This is a genomic window from Pseudomonas syringae group sp. 243L2 (genome assembly GCF_032587875.1).
GTDB lineage: Bacteria > Pseudomonadota > Gammaproteobacteria > Pseudomonadales > Pseudomonadaceae > Aquipseudomonas > Aquipseudomonas amygdali.
In genome coordinates this window covers 94,353-117,426 of sequence record NZ_JAWHPL010000014.1, presented here as the reverse complement: position 1 = coordinate 117,426, position 23,074 = coordinate 94,353, and the positions used below count along the sequence as shown (strand labels likewise).

The window sequence follows — 23,074 nt, the reverse complement described above, 5'->3', positions numbered from 1 at the left end:
GTCAGTTGGTCACAATCGGGGTGATCAGCACTACCAGAACGCTTTTTGACGAGGTGCGCTTACGCCCACCTCCAAGCCCGAAGAATCCGGGGGAACCTGTGCCGATCTTGTCCGTGTTGTCGCTGAGCTCCTCAAAGCCCGACAGGATCAATGTCTGACCGCTGCGCAGCTTCACCTTCGGTGACAAACTTTTCGCATCGTAGTTGGGGATCTGGACGCTGGAGCCGTTGCTCGTGAATGGCTCGAAGGTAGGTTTGGAGCTCATATTGATCGATACCATGAGCAACATCTCGTCATCGTCCATCAAGCGAGGCTGCAGTGTCATGTTGAAGCCGGAGGTGATAGTGCCCGGAGTAATTGCCGTGCTGGAGCCCACTGACGCCGTGGTGTTGGTCTGAACCGATGGGATGTAGCCTTGGACGTTGCCGATCTGCAGCGGAGCAGGCTGCAGATTCAATGTGGTCACAGACGGCGATCGAACATTCGAGATCCGGGCCTGCTCTGCGATTGCCTGGATGATCGCGTTCGAACCTGCCCAGGCAGAGTTGGCCGTATCGACAATGCCAACAGAGCCCGAGATTGCGCTGGAGCTGATGCCTGGCACAGTATTCGAGAGAGACAGGCCCCACTTTGTGCTCAGCGAGTTGTAGACGGCCGCCCAGTTCAAAGCCAGCTGATCGGTGTCGGTCAGCGTCGCCTCAAACACCTTCACATTGAACAGCACTTGTTGGGTGATCGCGTGGTTGGTCTTGGCCAGATAGGTCTCAACGTTCGAAAGCACGTCGGGCCGGTCAGTCACGGTCAACGTCCCGGTCGACGGTGACAGATACATGCGACCAGGCGGCGAGGTACTCAGCATTGCCCTCACGTTGCTCTGGATGTCAGTCAGGATCGATGTGTTGAGAGTGACTGTAGTGCTCTGGTTGCTGCCCGAGTCACCCGAAACGCCTGAGGAACTGCTACCTGACGATGATCCGCTCGACGAACCACTTCCCGAACCTGAGGAGGTGGTCATACCGGATCTGACGGTGCTTTTGATTTCCTGCACGTCTCCAAATGCGTAGACGTCAAACACCTTGGTGTCGAAATAGCTGACCTGCACTGACCGTGAGGTGGGATTGAATCGATAGGTGAGTCCCAGCCGCGCGGTGACCTCATCCAGCAGACCCGAGGCTTTCCCTGTGAAGCGCAACCCACTGACGAGGTTCGGTGTCAGCATGGATGCGAAGTCAGAACTTCTCCCCTGAGAGGCCTGCGCCAGGTTGGAGCCGCCCGTAATACCTGCAGGCAGCAACCCGGCCAGGCTATCAGGGTTGGGGGCCGTGCTGATTGGAGGCGCATTGTTGCCCTGTGCAGGTGCATTAGCGTTCAGCAGGCCAGGATTGAGCGCATCCGGCGAGACCAGGACAGGGATCCCGCACTGTCTGGAAATGTACTGGGCAATTTCAGCAATTCCGACACTGCCAGCAGGCCTATATGCGACCTCACAGTCATACTTGGTGGGGATGCCTCGTCTCGCAACAACTGGCTGCGTTGAAACCCAGGGTTTGTCGCTGAATATCACTGTGTCCCGACGTTCCTGTTGCTGCTTGTTACGCTGGATAGCCGCGTAACGGCCGGCAGAATCGGCGGTAGCCTCTGCCCGTGCAGCGGCTTCATCCACCCGTTGCACTGAGCATGCTGATGCCGTTAGAACAGCGAGACTCAGAGCGGTCTGACGCATGAAGGGCATGCTCATTTTTTCCTCTCCGATACGTGCAGAACCTGCTGACCATTGCCCTCATTACCGTCCACCACAAAGGACCGTTTGGCGTTGTCGTACAGCGGGAATATCTGCCTGACCGCCGAACTGAAGGAGCCTGTAAAACTCAGCGGTGCTTCGATGGGGTAGTCCAGGTCCTCCGGTACCCAGATAACCTGCCAGCCGGCCCGCTTGGCCCAGTCTTCGACCGATTGACGCAAGGTACTGCCCACAGGTGCATTCCACGTTTGCTGTGGCGCAACGGTTGCTACGGGTTTCGCTGCTGGTTCAGGTTTCATCGGAGCCTGGCTGGTCGAAGCGATGCTCTTGGTGACGGTGGTCTGAGATGTGGCCTTCGCCGGAGCCGCGCTCACAGGAGTCGGCTTTTGCTGGGTAGGGGTGCCTTCCTTGGCTGGGGTGCTGATGGATGCAGCTGGTTGCGCTTTTGCCTGCGTGACGACCGTGGTTTGCGGTTGCCCTGCAGGCGATGTGTCCTTGCTGAATGGGGTTCCGGTTGCCGGGGCAGTTACAACGGTAACGGCAGGGGAGGTGCTGGCTACCGAGGTTGATCCAGTGCTGGCCGGTTGCGCAGGTTGAGCCAGTGCCACGGGCTTAGACGTCTCCGGCAGTTGGTAACCTGGCCGCAGTACAAAACACACACCGCGCGTTACTTCGTTGACCTTGACCTGCCATGCCGGACCGGCCAGTACCTGCAGCGTGTTGCGCAGGCTCATTGGCCCTAGCTTGTACTGGGCAGCAGGAAGAGGGCGTGTGAACAAGATGTTTACGTGACCGGTGCTCGGTGGGCACAAGGTGTAGCCTGAGCGGCTGACCACATACTGCATCGCATCCTGGACGGACGGATGCATATTGGCCGGAATGCTGACATCGATGATCTGGGCCATCAGGTCACGCTGTTCGGCCTCTGGAGCGGTATTCACCAGAGCGTATCGACCATAGCGAACCATCGGCTCCTGACCGGACTTGGCGCCACTTGAGTACAGGTCTGGCGAGAGCAGCTCAGGATTCTGGCTGCTATCGAAAGCTGGTCCAACCGGTTTGTCCGCTACAGACGTGCATCCGGCGAACAACGCGAGTATGGAAAGTGTAGAAAGCTGCCTGATCATGTGTGCCTTGACCCCATTTCTTGATGGTGGCCAAGGTGCCAGCGCTTAGGTTGCAAAGCACTGCTAAACCCTTAACGGATCGCTTCAGGTTATCTATGGAAGAGATGCATGTGGACGGAAGCGGTCCTCAATTACGCGACAACTCCACAGCTCAATGCATGCCGGTACCCATGCAGCACTTTTTGTATTTTTTCTTCGATCCACACGGGCACGGCTCATTACGTCCGACATCCGCGCCAGAATTGGATGTTTGGATCACTCTTTCTACAACGTGATCCAGGATCCTTAAGGTCTTCATCGTATGCTGAGCCATCTCTCGTTCCTCGCTTGAAAGAGGAACGGTCGCATCAACCGCGAAGATCGTCTCAGATCCACCTTGGCCGCCTTTTGTGTCAGCTCCGAAAATTAATATCTCCTTCGCTTTCTGGTATTTGTACATCGCGACGTATGCGTAAAGCTGCATGCAATCCGTCCGTGCCTCTCGGTAATCCTGATATGACGCAAAGCCATCATCCCAAGGGAAGAACACGAATACATACAATCGGTCTGGCTTGGCGGTGGACGGTAACGTGCGCGCAGAGCGGATGCCCTTGGGCACCAAGTCGAACTTATCGAGCATTGCCGATGCCAGAAAGCTGCTTGAATACAGGTTCTCAGACGCCAAAATCTGAAGAGCATTTGAATGGCCAATCAAAGGAAGATCCTTGGCCTCACCTACACATGCCTCGGTAATGGCATCAGCGAATCGAGCGATGATCTCGTTCCAGAGCTTCGCCTTTTTCTTATGGCCATACCGGAGCGCGTAAGCCACTGTCTGACGATAATGCTTCCATTCCCCTTCCGGGATCCTGAAGGCGTGGCCTTCATAGCCCTTCGGTGCTCTCAGATCGCCGAAACCGTACCCACCATCTTCCTGCAGATATGTTGCGAGCGTCTCCTCCTCTCCAGCGCTGGATAAGAAGGTTCCATTACGAATAACCCGCTCCTTCGTCTCCAGGTAGTGGATAAAATCTTCCGGTGTGCACAGCTCCTCGAAAAGCAGCTTCAGACCGCTTTCATCAAGTACATGGACGAATGTTTTTCGTGGATCGACATCGCCTACGAGGAACGGCTCCTCCAACAAAAGATCTTCAGGAACCTCGTAGTGGTACACCAGCGTTCCATTACTACCAGGTCCTACCGAATCGAAGAAACGTTGGGCGTGCTGACCAATCCCGCCAGTGACCGCTACCAGATGGATCTTCAACCCTGGTTTAGTCAAATCGAACGGGAACGGATCCTCCAGCTTACTGTTGAGAAAGAGCTTGTCGGGATGGTTTCTGACCAAACTCTCAGCCCCATGCAGCTGCTTGGCAGACTCCTTGACTGCAGCCCGGTACCAGCGGCTCCAGGCCAACTGGATATCATTGTGCTCCTGAAAGTTGACATGGCCTTTGTCCGAGAAAATGACGAGAGTGTTGTTGAAATAAATCGTCAGGTCGGCGAACTCTTTACCCTTGCCTGTTGAGCGGAACAGGCTCGGATAACACCAGAGACTGAAGAACGTGTTTGACACGATGGCAGACAGGACCCTCTCACTCTCGTTGACACTGGGTTCTTTCAGAATTGGTTTCAGCACTCAGATCGTCCTTTTTCTTTGGCGCGCTTTGAAGGGGCATGGCATGTAACGACTCCACGCGGCTTGGCTAAGCAACATAGCTCGAAGTCATGGCCTCCTGCCACAGCCGATTAAAGAATCTCGGCAAGGGCTTTTTTGCTCGACTCCTCCGCTTCCGGATCGATCAGATCGCTGGCCAGGGCGCGCTTATCCATGAGCATCTGCCACAGCTGCTGGTCGATGGTGTCCTCAGCTAGAGGGATTTTGACGACAACCATGCGCAACTGCCCGTTGCGATAAGCTCGATCCTCAGCTTGGTCCTGCAGCCCCGGTGTCCATGGAAGCCCCAAAAAAAAGACATAGTTCGCAGCAGTCAGGTTGTAACCTGTTCCGGCGGCCGACCTGGTCCCGATGAACACCCTGCAGTCCGGATCCTGCTGGAAAGCATCAATCGCCTTCTGTCGTTTCTTGGGCGAGTCACTGCCTACCAACGTCACGCACCCGACGCCCATCTTGATGCAGTGCTCACGCAACGTGGCCACGGATTCCTGATACTCGCAGAAGAGGATAACCTTGTCGTCGACGTCCAGCTCGGCCATCAGATCCGCCAGGATCCGTACCTTCACGCGTTCGAGCAGTTGACGCAGTGCGCCCAGCCTTGCGAATCGGTGCTGGTCGCTCCGCATGATCTGGTTGTACTCGTCACGTTCTATCTGGCTCAGTATCACCGGTACAGTCTGCCGCTGCTTCCCCTTCAGGTTGGGCAGCACATCCTTACGGCGACGAAGCATCCAGTCGGATATCTCATCTCTAAGCGTCTTGCGAAACTCAGGACTGCCGGCGAATCGCTCGCAGAACTCATTGAGGGGCAGTTGTCCGATTGGATGGCCTGAAAGCCTCAGCAGTGTGTGCAGCTCCGCTTCGCGATTGAGCACTGGCGTGCCCGTCAACAGGTAGCGGTTTTGTACCTGGGCAGCAATGTCGAAGCCGTGGCGTGTCCACGCTGCAGTGGGTTCCTTGAGTCGGTGAGCCTCGTCAATGACCATCACCGCGAAACGGCTCGCGTGCATGACAAAATCACCCAGCCTCTCGTAGTTCACGATGATCCAGCCAGCACTGGCATCAAAGGTTTGCATGGCGATCTGAGCTTGGGGAAACACCATCAGGATCTCGCGCTGCCAGTTGATGATCAGGCTGTTGAGCACAATAACCAGAACCGGTTTACCTTGTGCGCGTATGCCAGCGGCGATCACAGCCTGGCGAGTTTTGCCCAGTCCCATGTCGTCGGCCAGTAGCGCGCTCGTGCGCTGCAGCAGGTGCTTGATTCCTGCTGGCTGATGATCCATCAGCGAGAATCCTTCCAGCGCCTTATCGATATCGGCACTGGTCAGCTCGGTGTTTTTGATGGATGGGACAGATGCCAGGTAGATACCTGAATCTGAAACTTCCTCTTCGCTTTTGGTCGACTCCGGAGAGTGGCCACCCAGACTGATACTGGTGACCTCATTCACCGCCTTGACCGACCCGTCAGCGAGCAACTCCTGCAGCGTGTCCAGAATTTCGAACTGATCTTCGTCCAATCCCAGTTCCAGAATCAGATTACTGCGAACCAATTCTGGTGTGCCCTGCACTCGCCAGGCTTTGCCCGCCGAGAGGAACACCCCACGCATGCGCTTGGCGATTGCTACAGCACCAGGATGAAAATCTCCCGACAGGATCACACCGCCTTCCGCCAGCGGCGCGAGCCTGAACTTCATCCCCCAGGTGAATGCGTCACGGTGCACGTCGGACTGGGCAGAGGTAATCCTGTCTCTGAATGCTTGCCAGCTTTCGATGTGTTTGCCATCTGCGAGCTCTGCCAGCTCCCGATAGAGCACATCGAGGTCATCGAGTAGCTTGTCTTTGGGCACACGCCAAAACTGGTTCAGTGGGTGATCAGACCTGCGTATGAAAAAGCCCCTCCGGCGAAGCAAAAGCTTGTTTGCACCTTGTAGGTAACTGAGGGACAGCCCGAAGTCGTAGCCATCGAAAATGGCTTTGCGAAGCAATACCGGACGCTTGTTCATCAATTGGGCCGATGCCATCTTCAGAGCCCCTTGTCCAACAAACTGTTAGCCCAGCCCACGATCTCTTCCCCAAAGCGGATGTTGAACACCGATTTTTCATCAGCGTAACGCGCCATCTTCATCGCCATATTTGGCCATTCCAGGAGCACGGGCATACGACCGCTTCTGACTGCGGCCATGAATAACTCAAAAGCGTTCATCACTACCGAGTGAGCATCTGGGGTTTTGTTTTCGTGGTCTCTAATCTGAGCGATATGCAGATGCTGAGGTGTAAAATCGCCAGTCACTCGCTCATTGCGGCCTGTTCTCAGTGTGAGCTCGACCGATGCCAGCGGCAGCCCTTCAGATCGGATGGATAAGAGTCGGCAGTTGCCCGAATATGCACGGAAGTCGTATGTGTCGATGCAGTGACCCAGAGAGCGATGCTCCTGGTCTAAGTCTGCTGGGCAGCGTAATTCGACGATCTGCAAACCGGTCGTACTGCAGGTGATTGGATCACTGCCCAGCAGCAGCCCCGGCCACCTTGTGAAACAGTCAGATGGCTCAGGCGGGTGATCCCGCTCCAGCCTCGCTCTGATGTCTGCGAGTGCGCCATGGAACGCATCGACTACATTGGATATTTGGCGGAAGTTTAAACCGCTTAAGAACGCGTACAGCCGGCGCTTGGTGTTACGAGCCTCGCAACTTCCAGCGCGGTCTAGATTGTCGAACAGCTCTCTGAAATCAACAAGTTTGGTCGCTATGCCTGACCAGGCGGGGTCCGCCCAGTCAGTAGGGCAGCCCGCCAAAAGATTGTTCATATCACGCAATGGTCGGAGTAATTCCCATGGAATCGCTGATCTGAACGAATAGAAAAAACGCCATTCTGCTTTGGTTCTCGGGCGACGATTGCCTAGCAGAGAGCCCGCGATCAAATGCTCCCAGCCTGCCTCAAGGCCCTCAGAATTCAAACGACTGAGCGCGCTGCCGGTGTCGTAGACCCGCTGCTGGCCAAGGAAACGGATCGAGGACGTCGGTACCGAGAACAGCCATGCCAGAACCCTGTTAAGCGGCAAGCCAGTGTCGACTGCCTTTCCCACGAACCCGGCCCCGTCCATGATGGTTTCACCCTCCCAGGAGCAGCAAAACCCCTGAAGTTCGAACCATGGGCATTCCACCAGCAGTCCACCTGCGATCATGGGCCACGGCATTCCAACCCCAACGATCAACACCGGCACCAACACCGGTTGTGCTTTCAAGGCCTGTAGTCGACGTGTGCGATCGCCTTGAGCGAGCCAGTTGTAAAGTTTGGCAGAAGGGCACTGCACAGAACGCACTGCATGCAACAGCTCCTGGTCGAGGTTCTGACAAAACCTCTTCAGTGCCGCGCCGATACAGGTGATGTAAAAGCGGCCGCGTGGCGCGTAGAAACGTTTGTTCCGGCCCTCTGAACTAAGCGCGCCCATATTGTATTTCACCAGCGGTCTTATACTAAGTTCCGCTTCACCCCGCGCCAGGTCCCGTGCTGGTTTGCAGAATGAGGTCAGAAGTGCATCCGCGCTGTCATGAGTAATCAACTTATGAGCCAGCTTCAAAGCTTGGCTCGGACTTGGTGCGTGCCCGGGGACTTTTCTCTTCTCATCAAATCGCACAGCTGAAATCAGCTGGCCATCGAAGTATTGCAGCTGCCTTCCGATCCGCGCCACAGTTGGACGTGCAACCGAGCCATCGTTATGCAGAGCAACGCACCAGCATCGAGTTGAGGAGGTGTGAGTCAGGTAGTGCAGTATGAACTCGTCACGTGCTTCCGCCGGTACGTTGAAATGATCAGCCCAAGTGTTGGCGACAGCTCGATGACGTTCTGGGAATTTCGCAATATCGAGAAGAGTTTGGACGAGAGTTGTTTCGCAAATAGGCTCGGCGGTCATGAATCAATGAGCTCAAAGTGACTTGAGGCAGCACTGTCCTAGACCTGATCTTCGCTCGCCATGCGTAACCGTTAACGTGGGAGAGTGGGTTAATCGCGCTGAGTCAGAACTTGAAGCTTTGCTGTTGCTCCTGGGCAAACCCCTTTAGCCACGATGCGCGCATGGCTGGATGCCGGTAGAGGCATTCGTGGAGAGGGATGCCTTTAAGTGCCGCTTCAGCACCCGCGAGCATCACGGCATGGTGAGGATTGTTGAATCGACGCCGATCCGAAGTCTCGTGCGTCGCTGTAGGGGGCTGTTCTCACAACTGAGGGTTCCCGTGGAGTAGATCGCATACATCTAAGACTTCACGAACGAGGCGAATTTTTCACTCTTCAAGGTATTCAGTTGTCGCCAGCTCCTTAGCTGCCCGCCGGGCTTCTTGGACATCCAGGTCGTTCATACGGGCTTCAAACAGCTCATTCAGTGTCATTTCATCCTCCACTGATGTCCCGGTGATGACTCCTCCATTACTGATAACCGCCTCATTCAATTCAGTAGTCAGGGCGGTCCTTGATACGGTGTCGTTTGGCATGCGGATGACATAGGTAACGAAGTTGTTGATGTCACTCATTGGATTCGACCTGTAAGAGAATAGTCGTCAAGTGGGCTTCCCGATTCGCAGATTCATTTAACCAGCAGATCCACGAGGAGGGCGTTTTTCGCCAGCGGGTGAACAATGCAGAAGTACCTGCCTGCTGATGGAGAACAACGTTGATCAGTGTCGTTTCCACCAGCAGCTTCACGCAGAGGGCGCGATTTTTCGCACAGGTTTCCTACACAGGAATATCGTCGTCGAAATGCGGAGCTGCATCATTTTGAGTTGAATTCCGGTCGGTATGCTGTTGCTCGCTTTGCGGCTGGTTGTATGACTGGGAAGGGGCCAATTGCACCGCTTCAACCCGGTGGGGAAGGATTGCGACCCGCGATGCCTGCACTTTCAACGCAGAAAACTCCTTACCGTCCTTGGTCCAGTTATCAATGATCGCTCGCCCTTGGATCATGACCCGCATGCCCTTTTGGAACAGGTTGGCATAGTGTTCCGCATCGCGGTGCCAATATTCTACGTTGGCCCAGAAACCGCCTCTGTCCTCAAAGCCTGATCCATCGGCTTTCGGAATTGAATTGTCAAAGTAAACGTTCAGCCGTAGCAAGCGGCGCGGATCTTTGTTGCCGTTGGCGAACTCCTTAAATTCTGGAGCAGAGCCAAGGTTACCTTCCCAGTCTACTGATGTGCCCATGTTAGGACTCCTTCTGCGTGTGCGGTGAAATGCCGCTGGATTGTGAGATCTGTTGCAGCCGTCCTGAGTAAACGGCATCTGCCTGGGCCATCTTTTCGGCACATTCGGCGGCCTGCCGGCCGATGGTATGGACCAGACTTATTTGCATATTCAAAGCGACGCGTTGCTGTTCCATGGAGTGCAGATCCTGGAGCAGTGATTCGGGTGTTCTGGGATCGGCCAGCAAGCTGGACCAAACAGTGACGCCCATCTGCCGCGTTCCCATTTCCTGCCAGCGGAGAAAAACTGTGCCAGCGCTTGTGCGTTGCCGAACCATCCGCACAGGTAGAAGGGTGTAGGGATGCCTGTTCGCCTGGGCCAGCACTTGATCTTCAGCCAGCGCATTCAGATCGGCTTCAAGGGACCGGCATAACTCTGCCAACTGGAGCATCCCCCCCTTACCTTTAAAAGGTTTTAAAAGGCCTTTTAGGAAGGGCGCATGTTGCAGTGCTACGAAGGCATCCTGTTGCAGGGGTTGGAAGGCACCCTGTTGCAGGCTCTGGCGCTCTTGATTCTGGTGCGCGGGGTTGGCCGTCACGTTAATCACTCTGCGGACTCAGGTTCAGACTTGTCAGGGTGCGGCTGGCCCAGCGTGATGGTCTCCTCGAAGCCGTCGTCATCACCGTCTTCACTGACCGCGGCATTTGATGCCGAAGAGGGGGACGGCGCGAAGCTTGATTTGCGAGTTCCTTCCAAAATATCTTGGGGGATTTCACCAAACGATGCGTACATCTCACGAGCCTGCTCGGAACGTGCGTTCTTGGCCGCAAAATCATCTCGGCTTGCTCCCGAGAACTTCCAGCGCTGACTCAAACCGAAAAGACGACGCAGGATTGCAGCCCCCTCATCGAGCCACTGGCCTTTGGCGTTGTTGTCTATAAGGCCGACGTGGCTGGCCAGAAGAATGCGCCGCACCAGCTCGTCGTAGGCAGTGAGCAAAAAGACCGCTTTGAACGCCAGCGGCGTGGACAGGAACAGCGGCAGTGTCACCGGCTGCACGGATAGGTTTTGACCTATTGAAAGCATCGGCGGCAGTGAGGCCATAACTTCGTCCAGCCTGGCGTCGATATCTTTCATTTCCTGTTCAGAGGCTTCGATCTTTTCTTCTATAAGGATCAGAAACCAGTCTGAATAAGGATCGTCCTGTTCACAGCCACGCTTGATGCGATTGAGGATGTTGGCAAAGCCGCTCAGGCCGATCATGCCAGGCTTGCCTTCGGTGCGTTGACGCCCAAACCAGAGGCGCGAGGCATGGTGGGTGTGCAGGGTCAGGTTGACGCTGCTTCGCAATGAACCGAGGTTGAGCTGAAAGTTGTCAGCCATGCTGAGCGCTTCCTTTATAAGAAATGATTGATAGGGCGAGGCAAGACTGCCTGCGCGTATAACTCAGGGTCAGTAACAAACCGTTTCTTGATCGGAATGGTTTTTTGGCGGAGACCCTTATTTTCGTGGGCTTGCGTGTGGAATGACTCAGAGCGGTGCTGGAAGTGATTCCCGGGGAATCACCCTGTTCGGCGCTCAAAGTGATGCCAGTGGCATCACCCAGACTGGAGCTGGTAGTGATTCCCGGGGAATCACCCTGATCGGCGCTGAAAGTGATACCAGTGGCATCACCCAGACCGGTGCCGGAGGTGATTCCAGGGGAATCACCTCGGTCGATGCTGAAAGTGATGTCAGTGGCATCACCCAGACCGGTGCCGATAGTGATTCCCGGGGAATCACCTCGGTCGATGCTTGAACTGATGCCAGTGGAGTCACAGTGCTTGCCTTGATTGCAGCATTCAGCTGATCTGTTCAACCCTGTGATCTCGGTCGAATTATCCGCTTGATGTCCATCATTGAGCTGCGCCCGGCAGCCAGTGAAGACTCGTCACGATCTTGCGGCGAGACTTTTTTGACGGGAGGCGGGGGAGTTGGCTTTGGTTGATCAGGCGCGTTGCTGACATGTTTCGGCTGGGGGGAGTGCGCCTGTGGATTTTGAGCTGACGCTCTAGGAGCCTGCCACTGGGCGTTGAATTCCCCACTCAGGGCTTTCTGCATGCAGCTCAACAGATAACCGAATGGGTTCTTCACGGAACCGCTATTGCAACGATGGCGCCATTGATCAAGCAACGGTTCTCGCAGTGTCGGCTCGACGCTCTGCAATGCGGTCATCGCCCTGAAGCGTTGATCCTCAGTAAACCTTTCAAACCCTGGAGGTAGATCGACTGGAGCGCTCACAGCCTCGCGCGGTACAGAGCTTTTACATACAGATGTATTTGTATTCGTATACGTACTATATGAGTTCGGAATCCGAACTGTGCCGAATGATGCTGATTTTAGACTGAGTTCGGATTCCGAACTCGGTCTTTCGAGATTCGCTTTCTCGCTGATTTTACTGAGTTCGGAATCCGAACTCAGTGCTGAGGGCCCGATTTCTTGCTGAGTTCGGATTCCGAACTCAGGCTGGTTTTCTTCGCGATCCACGGCATTCGGTGCATCATGCCAACCCTGACTACGCCATCTACCCTCAATGACATCAAGCCGCGTGGGCAGCATACCTGTCGATTGATTAGGGTCGGCTGCGAATTCTTTGAATGCCAAATCTGCCACGGTCCTGACAGCTTTATTTGCATGCTCGAGGGAATGGCCTACAAGCAACAGGTAGTCGCGATCAAGCTCCATAGCCTCAACACACCCGACCGGTTCGTCATGCAGGATGTAGACGTTTCCCTGCATTCGACCGCTCAGAGAGTCTCTTACTCGCCGTCCAAGACTAAGCCAGCGCGTCAAGCGAAGCACTGTCAGAGCCTTCGCTACAGTCTCTCTGGATGCGAATTTTCCTGGGACTGAGCCAAGGTAGGGACGAAGTTGTTCATAAGTCGGAAAGGCTGTGATGCCATCTGCGTTAATAAGCAGTCTGAAGACTTGCCAAGCATTGCGCTCAAGCGGTGAAAGTCGATCATCAAGCAGGAGGCTTCGCGGCACCGTCTCATGTGGATTTCCACTGAAAACGATACCGTCGAGTGTGTCCTCAGTATCTGAGCCAGCAACCGACTTTCTATTATCTGAGCCAGAGCTCTGCTGTTGGGCCAGCTTTAATTGCTGGAGCAGCAGATGATTTTGTAGAGCCCCGGCAGCGGCATTAATGGCTCCCCCCAGAGAAGGGCGCCGGTTCATCCTTATCACATCCGGTCGCCTTCTACCTTGCCCACGGGCTTGTTCGCCTGGCTTTGACCCGGCCGGCTCCGATTAGCGTTTGCTTTAGACTGTTGCCGCGACTCCCCCAGCATTACGAGGCTTGCCGATTTACGCTTCTTGCCAGTCGGGTATAGGTCCTGAGCCAGCCATCCTTGAATCTTGTTCCAGACGAGGCCCAGGGTGATCTGATCCGGAGGCACGATGTGGGGCTCTTCAGGAGGGATGTTTACCTCCTCCGTCAGCATCATCGCGATATCAAGTAATGCGACACCATCCGTATGATCCACGTTGTACTCTTCCATCAGTTGCACAAACCTATGCCACAGAGGTGCGTCATCGGGAATGTCTCTGAATCGCCCAGGGCGTCCAGGAACACCTACCAGTACCCGTTGCAAGGAAACTTCTTGGGGGGACATGCCGAAGAACTCCTGCAGCATTGGGGTCGTCGCCCCCAAACGAAGCGCGCGCTGCACGATTCGGTTTTCCTGATCAGTGCGCTCCTTGTTCGCCAGCAGACGCTTCACCATGTCCGGATCAACCGCCACGCGGCACCAGATAACTGCAGAGTTCAGCAACACACTTTGTGATGAGGGATGCTGGAGCATTGCCAGAATTTCTGGGTCCAGTCCCATATCAAGGCAACGCCTCACTTCACCGTTGCGCAAGTGATGCAGAATTTGCGCGACCATGGCTTCGTTGAGGGGGTTATGTTTTTTCGACATGACCAAACTCCTGTCTCACAACGCCGGAAAAAAACCTCATGGGGTCTGAACCACGCTGACGCTTCCAACTTCCAGCTCCACCAACCGTCGGCCGAGGCGAATGAGTCGGAAAAGCTTAACGATGCAGGTATCGTCCAAGCGCCCCTGGAGTATTGCTTCACGGTCTTCGTATCTCGGGCTACCTAACAGCAACTGGGCCAGCGCGGCGGTGAACTGAAACTCGGACACATCCAGTGGTTGCTCGGGGGACTCTTTGATCAAGGCAATTGCATACACCCCACTAATCGACTGGAGAAGGGTCAGTACGTTATTGGCCAGATCGCTGAGGTCTAAATTTTCAGGAGGGTCTTGGCAGAGGAAGCCCAAACCACCCGGGACATCAATCACGCTGTCTGGATTGATGCCTGACAGGTGGGCGATCTCTCGGGCGAGCTGAGCGATTACCGGCCGCAATTCATCCGGCTGGTCGAGGATACGTTCGATGTACCAGACGTCAGAGATAGGATGTAACCCACCCGCTTGGACCGGTATCGAAATCAGCGCATTTGTCTTGAAGTCGGGCAGATTTTCCCCATCGAGGGCTGCCAACTGCCGCTTCACATCCTGCACACGTTCGGTGGTGGATATCGGGCTAACGATATGCCCAGCAAGCCTTTCTGCGCGCTCCTGCTCGGTGAGCTCAGGAGCCTGAGGGGGCTTGTTATCGATAGTTTCGGTTTTCGAAGACCTTGGCGATACGTCCTGTTTGCCCTTGTTTTTGCCAGCCTCAGAAGGGCGAGCCTGAATGGCTGGTTCCTGTTGCTGATGGCTACCCGGACCGTCGTCAGCTTCAGGCGGAAGGCCAGCAGGTCCAGGCTGTTGAGCTGGCGTCAAACTCACTGGGGTATCGATCACAGATGAACGTCGTGCTTGGTTCTGATTTTCACTCAATGTGAGTAGGAGCTGCTCGTAAGACAGCCCCGTTCCCGACTGCATGTGACTGATCAACTCATCCTGAACCCGCTCGTAGACAAACTCGCTCGCATCGCCATCGAACAGAGATAGTACGTCCTGGAACAAACCTTCGAAGTCAGGGATGTGTTCTTTCCCCTCTGTATGCGTGATCCAGGTCTGGCCAGCGGCCTTGCGTAGGGAAAGGAGACGCTCCACCTGGTGTTTTCCTAACCCTGAGTAAAGCGCACTGGGTATCACTGGAAGAAGGCTGCGAACCGTATCCTGCATCTTGCTGATATGTGACTGGGAAACCGGATAGCCGTCGGCACTGAGCCTCCGAACCAGTTCCCTTTGAGATATGGACTCACCGGCTTCTTTCTCATAGATGGCACGAGCATTTTCTATGCCCACCGCCCTTTCGATGAACATCAGAGAACCGCGAAGATCGTTTTCCGAAAGGTGACCTGTGAGAGCGATAATCTCCCCACGTGCTGAGTCCCAGGGCCGAAACAGAACATTGTGCCGATAGAAACGGTCTTCGCCGGTTTCGCTGTACAGCTCCCGAAGAATCTGCAGACGTGTATTGCCGCCGTTGTTGATGGTGTATTTAATTTCGCCAGGTCGACGCGTTACTGTAGGGCGGTGATCCAAGCCGCGCTGCCTGATGGAGTCTTTGATCTCCTTGTACTTCGCATTGGTTACGGTGCGAGGGTTTTGCTCGAAGGCTTTCATCTCGTCCAGGGTAAGAACCATGGGCGTATCTACAATCGGGTCCGGCAGTTGATCAACCGTCGGGCCAGAACGACTGAATGAGCCTTGTAACAACTTGCCCGAGATTTCATCTGCAGTCAGTTTGCCAGCCATGATTATTGGCCCGCCTCAGGAAGTTGGATGACGTTGCTGGTCGGTGTTCCGCCTTTGAGCAGCACATCGATCACAGCCGTAAGCCTCGCAATCTCCTGCTCGTGACGAAGCGTCGCTTCAATACGGCTTATGATTTCTGAGTTCATTGAGCGATGGTTTGCTTTTGCAGCCCCACGGACCCGGCCCCTCATTCCAGTAGGTAGGCGGATGACGAACTTCTCGTCTTTGTCGTCCTCACGAATATTCACAGCTTCGTTATTCAGCATGGCGATCTCCAATCTGGCTTTGGTTTTGTGCGCGGCGCAATTGAGCGCGAGCATTGAGGCCGGCCCTGTGGTCGCTGGGTGTGAAAGAAGTGAAGATGGGTGAACACCCACCTTTGGTGAACTTGATATGCCCACCATGAGTGCGATGCACTGCCCATCCCTGTGAGATGGCGAAGTCAGCCAAGTCCTGCAGGGACTTTTTCCTGCCTCGAAGAGACGTAGATGTATTGCTCATGACCGCGCCCTCGCTTTTGTAAAAGCAGCAGAGCGGAAGGGGATCTGATAGCGACGAGCTATGGCTTCACAACGCTTCCGCGTTTGATTGAGCGTCGCAGCGGCGGACGCCAGTGATGCCCCTGCTGTGCAGTGAGCTTTCAGCAGTCGCGCCAGCTCTGTGTCGGTCAGATCGTTTGTTTTTTTCCGCCCACGAGCGCTGGTATCCGCCTTCAACTGTGCGGTTTTTTCAGGGTTGATAATGAATGAGCTGTCATTCGAGCGCTGGCTCGCTTCAACCTGGTTGATAGCGCCCCCACGACTTAAGTAATCAGCCATCGCCTTCTCGATATCGCTCCGGAGGCGCTCTTTTTCCCGGTCCGACTGGACCGGCAGATCTTCTTCAGTAGTGTGATATAGCTGCATGTCACTGGCCTCCCAATCCGCCGAGCTTGTCACCCGACTGGATCTCTAGGATTTCAACCTCGTGGTCGACAAAGGTGTCAGTGAGTTTTTTCATGAAGGCTTTTCTGGAAGTACCTGGGCTCATGCGGAACACGACGGTGTACTCCTTGCTGTCTGGTGCTTTACTGGAGGCCACAACGCTCCACTGTGGGTGCACCAGCTCCAGTTCTACGACTTCACCGCTATGGCACGAAGGGCACTCGGGCGCACGTTTTCCTGCTGGCATGACCGCGGTGAAAGGGTGGTGGTGGCCGCACGTGCGGCACTCATGAGTTATGCAAAGAGGTTTATTGCGCGCGCTCATGATCGAGCTCCTTGCCATGCGGCGGCCGAGAGGTTTTCGAAACGGGTGTTTTGGGGGATGAAGGCCGTTCGGACGGTGCCGAGCGCGCCGTTTCGATGCTTGCTGAGAATGAGTTCGGCGACCCCTTTTTGCTCGCTGTCGGGGTTGTAAACCTCGTCCCGATATACGAACAGAATCAGGTCAGCGTCTTGCTCAAGCGCGCCCGACTCACGGAGGTCTGCATTGATAGGTCGCTTGTTCGGACGCCGCTCAAGTTCTCTGTTGAGCTGAGAGAGCGCCACGACAGGACAGTCGAACTCTTTGGCCAAAGCCTTGAGTGACCGAGATATCTCACTGATTTCATTGGTCCGATTTTCTTTACCTGGACATTTCATCATTTGCAGATAATCGATCAATATCAGGACTGGCTTTCCGAAACGCCGTGCGCCTCTGCGAGCCCGCGCACGAATTGCCGAGGGAGTGAGGTCAGCTTGATCATCAATTACAAGGCGATCGCCATACGAGTTGATCTTTTGCACTGCCATCGCGAGCTTCGGCCAGTCCTCATCCTCCAACTGCCCGCGTATCAACTTCTCCAGGTTCAGGTGCCCCAGGATCGAGATGAGCCTGTAAATGATCGCCTCTGCCGGCATCTCGAGGCTGTAGACCTGAACAGTGGCCTGAGTATCTTTTTGAAGCGCAGCGTCTACCAAGTTGAGCGCCAGGCTGGTTTTGCCCATGGAGGGTCTGGCCGCAATGATGATCAGATCGGCTGGTTGTAGTCCGCCCGTCAATTCATCAAGATCGGAAAGCCCTGTGGGCAATCCAACGACCGACTCCCCAGCGTTGAAGCGAAGATCGATCTTGTCGACCACCTGCATAAGCATCTGGTTGACGTCCACAAAGTCGGAAGTCTGCCGTCCTTGCCCCAAAGCAAAAAGTTGCTGCTCGATGACGTCCTGAACCTCAGACGCATTCGCTTGAGGATCTGAAGCCTCCCGGGTACATGCATAGCCGTGTGAAATAATCCGGCGTAGATGAGCTCGGTTACTCACTGTTTCTGCATAAGCCTTGATGTTGGCCACAGAAGGCGTGTTTTTGGCGAGCTCACTGAGATAAGCCAAGCCCCCAGCAGCATCTATTGCTGTAATGGAGTCGGAAACCGTGACCACGTCAAATGGCCTGTTCGATTCAGCCAGCCCAGCAATGCTCTGGAATATCAGACGGTGCTCGGCCCGGTAGAAATCATCGGCTTTAATACGGTCTGCGATCAGGTCCCAGGAATCGTTATCAAGCATCAGTCCGCCAAGCACAGCTTGTTCGGCTTCAACGGAGTGGGGAGGTGACATATGAGAAATGTCCATCAAGCCCTCCCGATTCTTGCCGGGGACTGGGAGTGCTGATCGACGCCTCTGTGCAACGCTGCTCTAGAACCTTGCGTCCAGCCCTGATGTTGAGATTTCAGGTCGTGGCCCTTAACAGAGGTGGGCACAAGCTCTTTTTCGACTACGGTGGGGTGGTGCAGGCTGAGGTAAGCGCTTATCGCTTGCTGAGCTTCAGCATTTTGTCGACCGGCGAATTTGTAAACGTTGGTGGCCACCGCATTGATCCATGCTTCGGCAAAAATCCGTCCACGTCGTCTTTTGGTGGTTGGATTGCAGCGTTTGAGCTGCGAAACGTGCTGACGACGCGCCGAAACAAGCTGCAGATGAAGAGCGGAATAGGCATAGCACGCCAGATCGGGCGATACACCTAACCCGACGAACTTGAAATGCCAGTCTCCAGGCCGTGAGGGGAAAGCAAAACAATCGCAGTCGAAAGCGCTCGCGCACGTGCCTGCCAGGCTGTGCAGCCAACTCGCTGGCGCTCGCTTTGTGCCGGCAGATACTGACGCCTCACGTGCGAGGTGGGCGTCCACCTCAAGCTCTTCGAGCTGGTACTGCTCCATAAGCTTGCGGCCTTGCCGCAGGGCTGTCTCAGCCTCATTAGGAGAGGCACCCGCAGAACGTGCCAGTGCGAAGCATTTGATGACTTTGTCGATTATCCGTTGGCGGTCAATGCTCATGGCCGTACCTCCGGTACTGCCTCAACTGCCAGAGCCTCTTTCCAGAGTCTGAGGGTTTCATGTTCTTCAGCTGTGAGCGCGGCTTTAGCATTCGCATCACGGACTTTTGACTGCAGAGCGGCTAGCCGATCCTCGACCTCAGATCCATCGTCGTAAGAGATGTCATTAGTCAGTGCCTCAACGAGCCGGATACGAAGCGAGTCTAGGCAACTGAGTCGGTAAGCGGTCAGGCTTCCCCAACCTATCAGTCTGCTGAACGGCGTCAGTAAGGTGCTTCGGATCTCGCTATTAAGCTCGACTGCGGAGTAGAAACTGTCATATGCGCCGATGCGGTTGAATAACAGCGCCGTTTTCAGGAGCTCAAGTTTCTGGTCCAGGCTCTCAGTGGGCAGGGGATATGTGGCCGCAATCAGTAGTTTCGCTCTTGCGTTCCGAGCCTCCTGCCGACGTTTAACCGCTTTCTCGTCGCGTACACGTTTTTCCTTGGCATGCTCGACATGAGAGTTCACTGATTCAAGGAGCTGCGCGGCCTGTGAGAGCAGTTCACGCTGTTCCACGCTCAAGTAATCACCCAGTCGACTAATCAAGCCGCGGCCCATCTTATGGCCGGAGCTTAAATTGCGGAGCTCACGTGACGTGTTCGTAAGCTTGGTCTGAGCGGCGCGCAGTTGTGATGAGTCGTACTGCTCGTTGAGCTTCTGCATCAACTGAGGAGTAATGCCGGAAGCTTCCGTGAGATTTGTCTTTGCCATCTCATTGACCCCCTTTTACCAGGGCCTCTACGGCGGATTCAGTCATCGCCTCGAAACGGTCGGTCCACTGCGGAAAAAGCTCAACCACAAGCTCTCGAATGACCTGTAGCGCGCTAGGCGCGCGTCGATTGGAAGGTTTTTTGTATTCGAGCCGATGTGCCGACATGCCTGCTGTAGATCCCTCGCGGAAAATTACTGAAGCAGGAACTGTGCTGTTGAGGACATCGACTTCCATGTTGTCCGCGAAGGTCTTTCTGATGGCGTCATGAATCCCGCGAGCGTCAACGGTCTGGTCGAGGCAGTTGACTACAACCTTGATTGGAGGGACGTGCAGTCCAAGCCTCGAGTAAGGACGCAGTCCTTCAAGCATTTGCAACGTCCCACGGTTAAACTCGCGGGCGCTGAGCATGTTCGGTGGCAACGGGGATACAGCAAGATCTGACGCTAAAACCACCATCTCCAACATGACGCTTCGTGCGCCCTGGGTATCAATGAGAATCAGGTCGAACTGACCCTCGAAAGCTTTCAGCAGAGAAGCCAATCGCAGACGACCATCCGCAGCCTGAAGCAGGAGGCTAATCAACTGGTTGTTGGGGTCGTTCGACAAGATCAAGGACAGGTTCGGGATGCTTGTCCTCGATATGATTCGCTCTGGATCAGTCAGGTTATGTGCGATGAGGTCGAATATGCCGCCGCTGACTTCCTGTGCCATTGGGTAATAGGAGGACAGTGAAGGCTGTACAGGGTCCATGTCGAGGAGGAGGACCCTCAAGCCGGCGTCGGCGCAGAAGCCGCCGATGTTGGCAGCCAAAGTGGTTTTACCGACACCACCTTTGGTGGACAAAAGCGAGGTTATGTACATGATTTGAAGCCTCTAATGGGGACATTAGAGACTGCGGATTGGATCCAGAGCCTTCATCAGGAGGTTCTGCCTAAACTGAGGGTGTGAAACCAATTGGCTTTTAACCAATTGGTCGTAGGTTCGAATCCCACACGACCCACCATTTTTGGTCAGTTTGTATCTGGCTGGATCTTAGGGAGTGACGCCACAAGCGTCACCCAAATAGAAAACGCCTCCTCGGAGGTGTTTTTTAGCATCATCGGGGTATAGCGCAGTCCGGTAGCGCGCCTGCTTTGGGAGCAGGATGTCAGGAGTTCGAATCCCCTTACCCCGACCATTTTCGCCCAGCTGTATCAGGGTTGAAGATCAGAGCTCAAAAACAATTGTTTTGAGCTCAACAGAAAAGGCGTCCTTCGGGACGCCTTTTTTGTTGGAGATTTATAGCTACAACACTCATGAAGCGATTAATACTTCGTACGCCTGACCCCACCTGTTTACGGTCTGGCCGTTAGAGGGTTGCCTGTAAGACTGCTTGCACGCTGTCTGGCTACGCACAACCGTCTCAAGGCGACCCCCGGCTTCCTACAACCCCCGCAGGCGTTATGCCTGGTTTACACCATGTCTATTGATTGGGTGGCCGCGCTAGCCACACCCACCAGAGACACCTGCGCGGTTGGCGCAAAGATCATATCGTTGTTGCCCAGATCCTGGGTCCAGTCGCCGGTGAGGGCAATCTCAAACCGATGGCCCTCAGCGTCAGGTTCCACATCCTTGAGATAGGTGCGGTCCAGATCCGCGTTATAGGCCATCTTCAGCGTAGTGCCGGTACCGTCGCCGAACCCTGTGTAACCCAGCGCCGACACATCGATCTTGTCATTGTTGTCTGCGAATCGGGCAATCAGGTCCACGAAGCTCTGGCTGTCCGTGCGGTAGCTGTCAGTGGCTGCCGTGTAGCGGAACACGTCAGCGTCATTGATGCCATTACGGCCATAGACCGAAAGGTTCGGGTCGTCGCCGCCGATCAGCAAGTCGGCGCCCGCGCCTCCGATGATCACATCCGAGCCTCTGCCGCCGTCGATACGGTCGTTGCCAGCCAGGCCATAAATGACTTCCGACATTGCGCTCCCCGTGATTACGTCCTTGCCAGCCGTTCCTTCGACGGTGGGGGCCGTGAACACCAGGTTGGTGCTGTTCAACTGCCCCGTCAGGTTGCCTTCGAACGCCAGTTCGAAGCGCTGTCCGTTGGCGTCGGCATCGAAGCTTTTCAGGTATGTGCGAGTACCCTCGGCGTTGGCCTGGACGGCGAGCGTGCCATTGTGGCCATCGCCAATGCCGGTAAAGCTCAACGCAGTCAGATCGACACGGTCCTGAGAGGCGTCGAAGTCCAGAATCCGGTCGCTGCCTGTTTCGGTAGCGGTACGGTAGCTGTCGCTGATCTGGGTGAAGCGGAAAATATCTGCGCCCATCCCGCCTGCCAGCACGTCACGGCCACCCGCGCCTTGCAGCACATCGTCTCCGCCCAGGCCACGGATAATCTCGGCCGTGTCGTTGCCAATCAGGTGATTGGCCTGGCTGGATCCGTCCACATGGTATTGGCCATCCTGGCTGCCGAAGGTGGTGTCCAGGCTGCCATCGGCGTTCAGACGGGTGATCACGTCGCCGGCGATAAGGATTTTGCCATCGGGCTGAACGATTGCCGAGTGGGCATAGTTCGACGCGCCTTGGGGTACCTGGATCGTCAGCTTGCCATCGTTACTAAAGGAGGTGTCGAACGAGCCATCCGCATTCAGCCGCAGTACGTTGAAGGCGTTATTGTCGTTACTCTCGCCGGCCACAATGATCTTGCCATCGGCTTGCACGGTTATCGCAGCGCGGTAGTCCAGCCCCAGCGCGGTATCGAAATACACCACGCCGTCCACGCCAAACGCGGTATCCAGGTTGCCGTCGGCTGCAAGTCGCTGAACGGCATAAACCGGATCGCCCGGGTCGTGGGGGCCGTCGGCACCCACGTACAGCCAACTGCCGAGCAATACGCTGCCGTCGGGCTGCACGACCGTGGCGATATTGCCGGTGCCGTATTGCCCGGTCGGGTTGAGGAGAAGTGCGCCGTTGGCACCGAAATCCTCGACCGGCGCCCCGGTGCTGTCCAGCTTGAATACGATCGCTTGGGACGTGCCGCGAAGGCTGACGTACACCGAGCCATCTGCTGTGGCGTAAATAGCCATTCCATCAGCGCCGATCGGTACATCAAGGCCCGCGGCACCGCCATTGCCGAATGTGGTATCCAGAGTGCCATCCACGTTGAAACGTTCTACCTTCAAACCGCCAAGCCCTGGCTGTGCTGATAGCACTTTACCGTCGGCCTGCACCGCCATTACGTAGTAAGCATAATCTTCCGGGTCCAGGTTGCCGGGCACGAGGGCAATTCCCTCTTGGCCGAAGCTGTTGTCCAGGCTGCCGTCAGCGTTGAGGCGCACCGCCGTGTAGCTGCCGCGCGTACCATAGCTTTCATCGCCCGGCGAGCCAGGATAGCCAATGGCAGTCTGGAAGCTTTCGCCACCGACAAGGATTTTGCCGTCAGGCTGAAGGATGATGCTCCAGTTTGAATCGCTACCCGTGGAGGGGTCGACCTGCACTGTCCCCGGGCCTGTTCGCACGATGTAGTTGATGGTGGCCTTGCTATCGATTGACGCCATGACATTGTCCTTTAGGCATGGAACCCGAACGGATTGG

22 protein-coding genes, 1 tRNA gene and 1 pseudogene are annotated in these 23,074 nt (G+C 55.4%); 2 read left to right on the top strand and 22 right to left on the bottom strand.

Going from position 1 to position 23,074, the window contains the following annotated elements; all coding sequences use genetic code 11:
• Position 1: 1 nt before the first annotated feature.
• From RYB66_RS07845 to RYB66_RS07800, 10 genes and pseudogenes are all read right to left on the bottom strand, one after another.
• Positions 2–1,738: a PilN family type IVB pilus formation outer membrane protein gene (locus RYB66_RS07845; RefSeq protein WP_011267069.1), complete on the bottom strand. Its 1,737-nt coding sequence runs from the start codon at positions 1,736–1,738 to the stop codon at positions 2–4.
• Positions 1,735–2,868, bottom strand: coding sequence for a TcpQ domain-containing protein (locus RYB66_RS07840; protein WP_074291191.1), 1,134 nt, complete (start codon positions 2,866–2,868; stop codon positions 1,735–1,737). Before RYB66_RS07840 ends, RYB66_RS07845 begins: the two co-directional genes overlap by 4 nt.
• Positions 2,869–3,019: 151 nt before the next feature.
• Entirely contained in the window at positions 3,020–4,486 is a 1,467-nt protein-coding gene (locus RYB66_RS07835) for a YecA family protein (RefSeq protein ID WP_011267071.1), read from the bottom strand.
• Between the two features lie 110 nt (positions 4,487–4,596).
• Positions 4,597–6,549, bottom strand: coding sequence for a DEAD/DEAH box helicase (locus RYB66_RS07830; RefSeq protein ID WP_003424996.1), 1,953 nt, complete (start codon positions 6,547–6,549; stop codon positions 4,597–4,599).
• A gap of 2 nt (positions 6,550–6,551) precedes the next feature.
• Entirely contained in the window at positions 6,552–8,438 is a 1,887-nt protein-coding gene (locus RYB66_RS07825) for a hypothetical protein (RefSeq protein ID WP_087677447.1), read from the bottom strand.
• A 103-nt stretch (positions 8,439–8,541) separates the two neighbouring features.
• A pseudogene (locus RYB66_RS07820) lies at positions 8,542–8,730 on the bottom strand (CrpP family ICE-associated protein); the annotation flags it as partial.
• Between the two features lie 75 nt (positions 8,731–8,805).
• A complete protein-coding gene (locus tag RYB66_RS07815) occupies positions 8,806–9,051 on the bottom strand; it encodes a hypothetical protein (protein ID WP_024666896.1) in 246 nt (81 codons plus the stop codon).
• Between the two features lie 202 nt (positions 9,052–9,253).
• Positions 9,254–9,718, bottom strand: a complete 465-nt coding sequence (locus RYB66_RS07810; protein ID WP_005895538.1) for a single-stranded DNA-binding protein — start codon at positions 9,716–9,718, stop codon at positions 9,254–9,256.
• Position 9,719: 1 nt separating this feature from the next.
• Positions 9,720–10,304 carry a DUF3158 family protein gene (locus RYB66_RS07805; protein WP_005895541.1) on the bottom strand — a complete coding sequence of 195 codons (585 nt, stop codon included), beginning with the start codon at positions 10,302–10,304 and terminating at the stop codon, positions 9,720–9,722.
• Positions 10,301–11,080 carry a PFL_4669 family integrating conjugative element protein gene (locus tag RYB66_RS07800; protein WP_005895544.1) on the bottom strand — a complete coding sequence of 260 codons (780 nt, stop codon included), beginning with the start codon at positions 11,078–11,080 and terminating at the stop codon, positions 10,301–10,303. The genes RYB66_RS07805 and RYB66_RS07800 overlap by 4 nt, the downstream gene beginning before the upstream one ends.
• Before the next feature lie 142 nt (positions 11,081–11,222).
• Between RYB66_RS07800 and RYB66_RS07795 the strand changes: the two genes are divergently transcribed.
• Positions 11,223–11,495: a hypothetical protein gene (locus RYB66_RS07795; RefSeq protein ID WP_176394377.1), complete on the top strand. Its 273-nt coding sequence runs from the start codon at positions 11,223–11,225 to the stop codon at positions 11,493–11,495.
• A 56-nt stretch (positions 11,496–11,551) separates the two neighbouring features.
• Here the strand turns inward: RYB66_RS07795 and RYB66_RS07790 are convergent, their stop codons facing one another.
• From RYB66_RS07790 to RYB66_RS07740, 11 genes are read right to left on the bottom strand one after another with little or no spacing between them, the layout of a single operon-like run.
• Complete coding sequence (locus RYB66_RS07790) at positions 11,552–12,916, bottom strand: STY4528 family pathogenicity island replication protein (RefSeq protein ID WP_176394378.1); 1,365 nt, start codon at positions 12,914–12,916, stop codon at positions 11,552–11,554.
• Between the two features lie 5 nt (positions 12,917–12,921).
• Positions 12,922–13,659, bottom strand: a complete 738-nt coding sequence (locus RYB66_RS07785; protein ID WP_011267074.1) for a DUF2857 domain-containing protein — start codon at positions 13,657–13,659, stop codon at positions 12,922–12,924.
• Positions 13,660–13,695: 36 nt separating this feature from the next.
• Positions 13,696–15,456 carry a ParB family protein gene (locus RYB66_RS07780; RefSeq protein ID WP_087677449.1) on the bottom strand — a complete coding sequence of 587 codons (1,761 nt, stop codon included), beginning with the start codon at positions 15,454–15,456 and terminating at the stop codon, positions 13,696–13,698.
• Positions 15,457–15,458: 2 nt separating this feature from the next.
• Positions 15,459–15,776: an Arc family DNA-binding protein gene (locus tag RYB66_RS07775; RefSeq protein WP_003317584.1), complete on the bottom strand. Its 318-nt coding sequence runs from the start codon at positions 15,774–15,776 to the stop codon at positions 15,459–15,461.
• Positions 15,712–15,957, bottom strand: a complete 246-nt coding sequence (locus RYB66_RS07770) for a hypothetical protein (protein WP_024661822.1) — start codon at positions 15,955–15,957, stop codon at positions 15,712–15,714. The genes RYB66_RS07775 and RYB66_RS07770 overlap by 65 nt, the downstream gene beginning before the upstream one ends.
• Positions 15,954–16,361 carry a hypothetical protein gene (locus RYB66_RS07765; protein ID WP_087677450.1) on the bottom strand — a complete coding sequence of 136 codons (408 nt, stop codon included), beginning with the start codon at positions 16,359–16,361 and terminating at the stop codon, positions 15,954–15,956. The genes RYB66_RS07770 and RYB66_RS07765 overlap by 4 nt, the downstream gene beginning before the upstream one ends.
• A 1-nt stretch (position 16,362) precedes the next feature.
• Positions 16,363–16,704 (bottom strand): hypothetical protein, encoded by a 342-nt coding sequence (locus RYB66_RS07760; RefSeq protein ID WP_003424982.1) that lies wholly within the window; start codon positions 16,702–16,704, stop codon positions 16,363–16,365.
• Positions 16,701–18,047: a replicative DNA helicase gene (gene dnaB, locus RYB66_RS07755; RefSeq protein WP_316894203.1), complete on the bottom strand. Its 1,347-nt coding sequence runs from the start codon at positions 18,045–18,047 to the stop codon at positions 16,701–16,703. The genes RYB66_RS07760 and dnaB overlap by 4 nt, the downstream gene beginning before the upstream one ends.
• A complete protein-coding gene (locus tag RYB66_RS07750) occupies positions 18,047–18,748 on the bottom strand; it encodes a DUF2786 domain-containing protein (RefSeq protein ID WP_011267079.1) in 702 nt (233 codons plus the stop codon). Before RYB66_RS07750 ends, dnaB begins: the two co-directional genes overlap by 1 nt.
• Positions 18,745–19,500: a hypothetical protein gene (locus tag RYB66_RS07745; RefSeq protein ID WP_011267080.1), complete on the bottom strand. Its 756-nt coding sequence runs from the start codon at positions 19,498–19,500 to the stop codon at positions 18,745–18,747. Before RYB66_RS07745 ends, RYB66_RS07750 begins: the two co-directional genes overlap by 4 nt.
• A 1-nt stretch (position 19,501) precedes the next feature.
• Positions 19,502–20,362, bottom strand: a complete 861-nt coding sequence (locus RYB66_RS07740; protein ID WP_005895559.1) for a ParA family protein — start codon at positions 20,360–20,362, stop codon at positions 19,502–19,504.
• 239 nt (positions 20,363–20,601) lie between these two features.
• Between RYB66_RS07740 and RYB66_RS07735 the strand changes: the two genes are divergently transcribed.
• Positions 20,602–20,678 (top strand) — tRNA-Pro (locus RYB66_RS07735).
• A 274-nt stretch (positions 20,679–20,952) separates the two neighbouring features.
• On the opposite strand, the gene RYB66_RS07730 is transcribed toward RYB66_RS07735, so the two are convergent.
• Positions 20,953–23,037, bottom strand: a complete 2,085-nt coding sequence (locus RYB66_RS07730) for a M10 family metallopeptidase C-terminal domain-containing protein (RefSeq protein ID WP_316894201.1) — start codon at positions 23,035–23,037, stop codon at positions 20,953–20,955.
• Between the last annotated feature and the right edge of the window lie 37 nt (positions 23,038–23,074).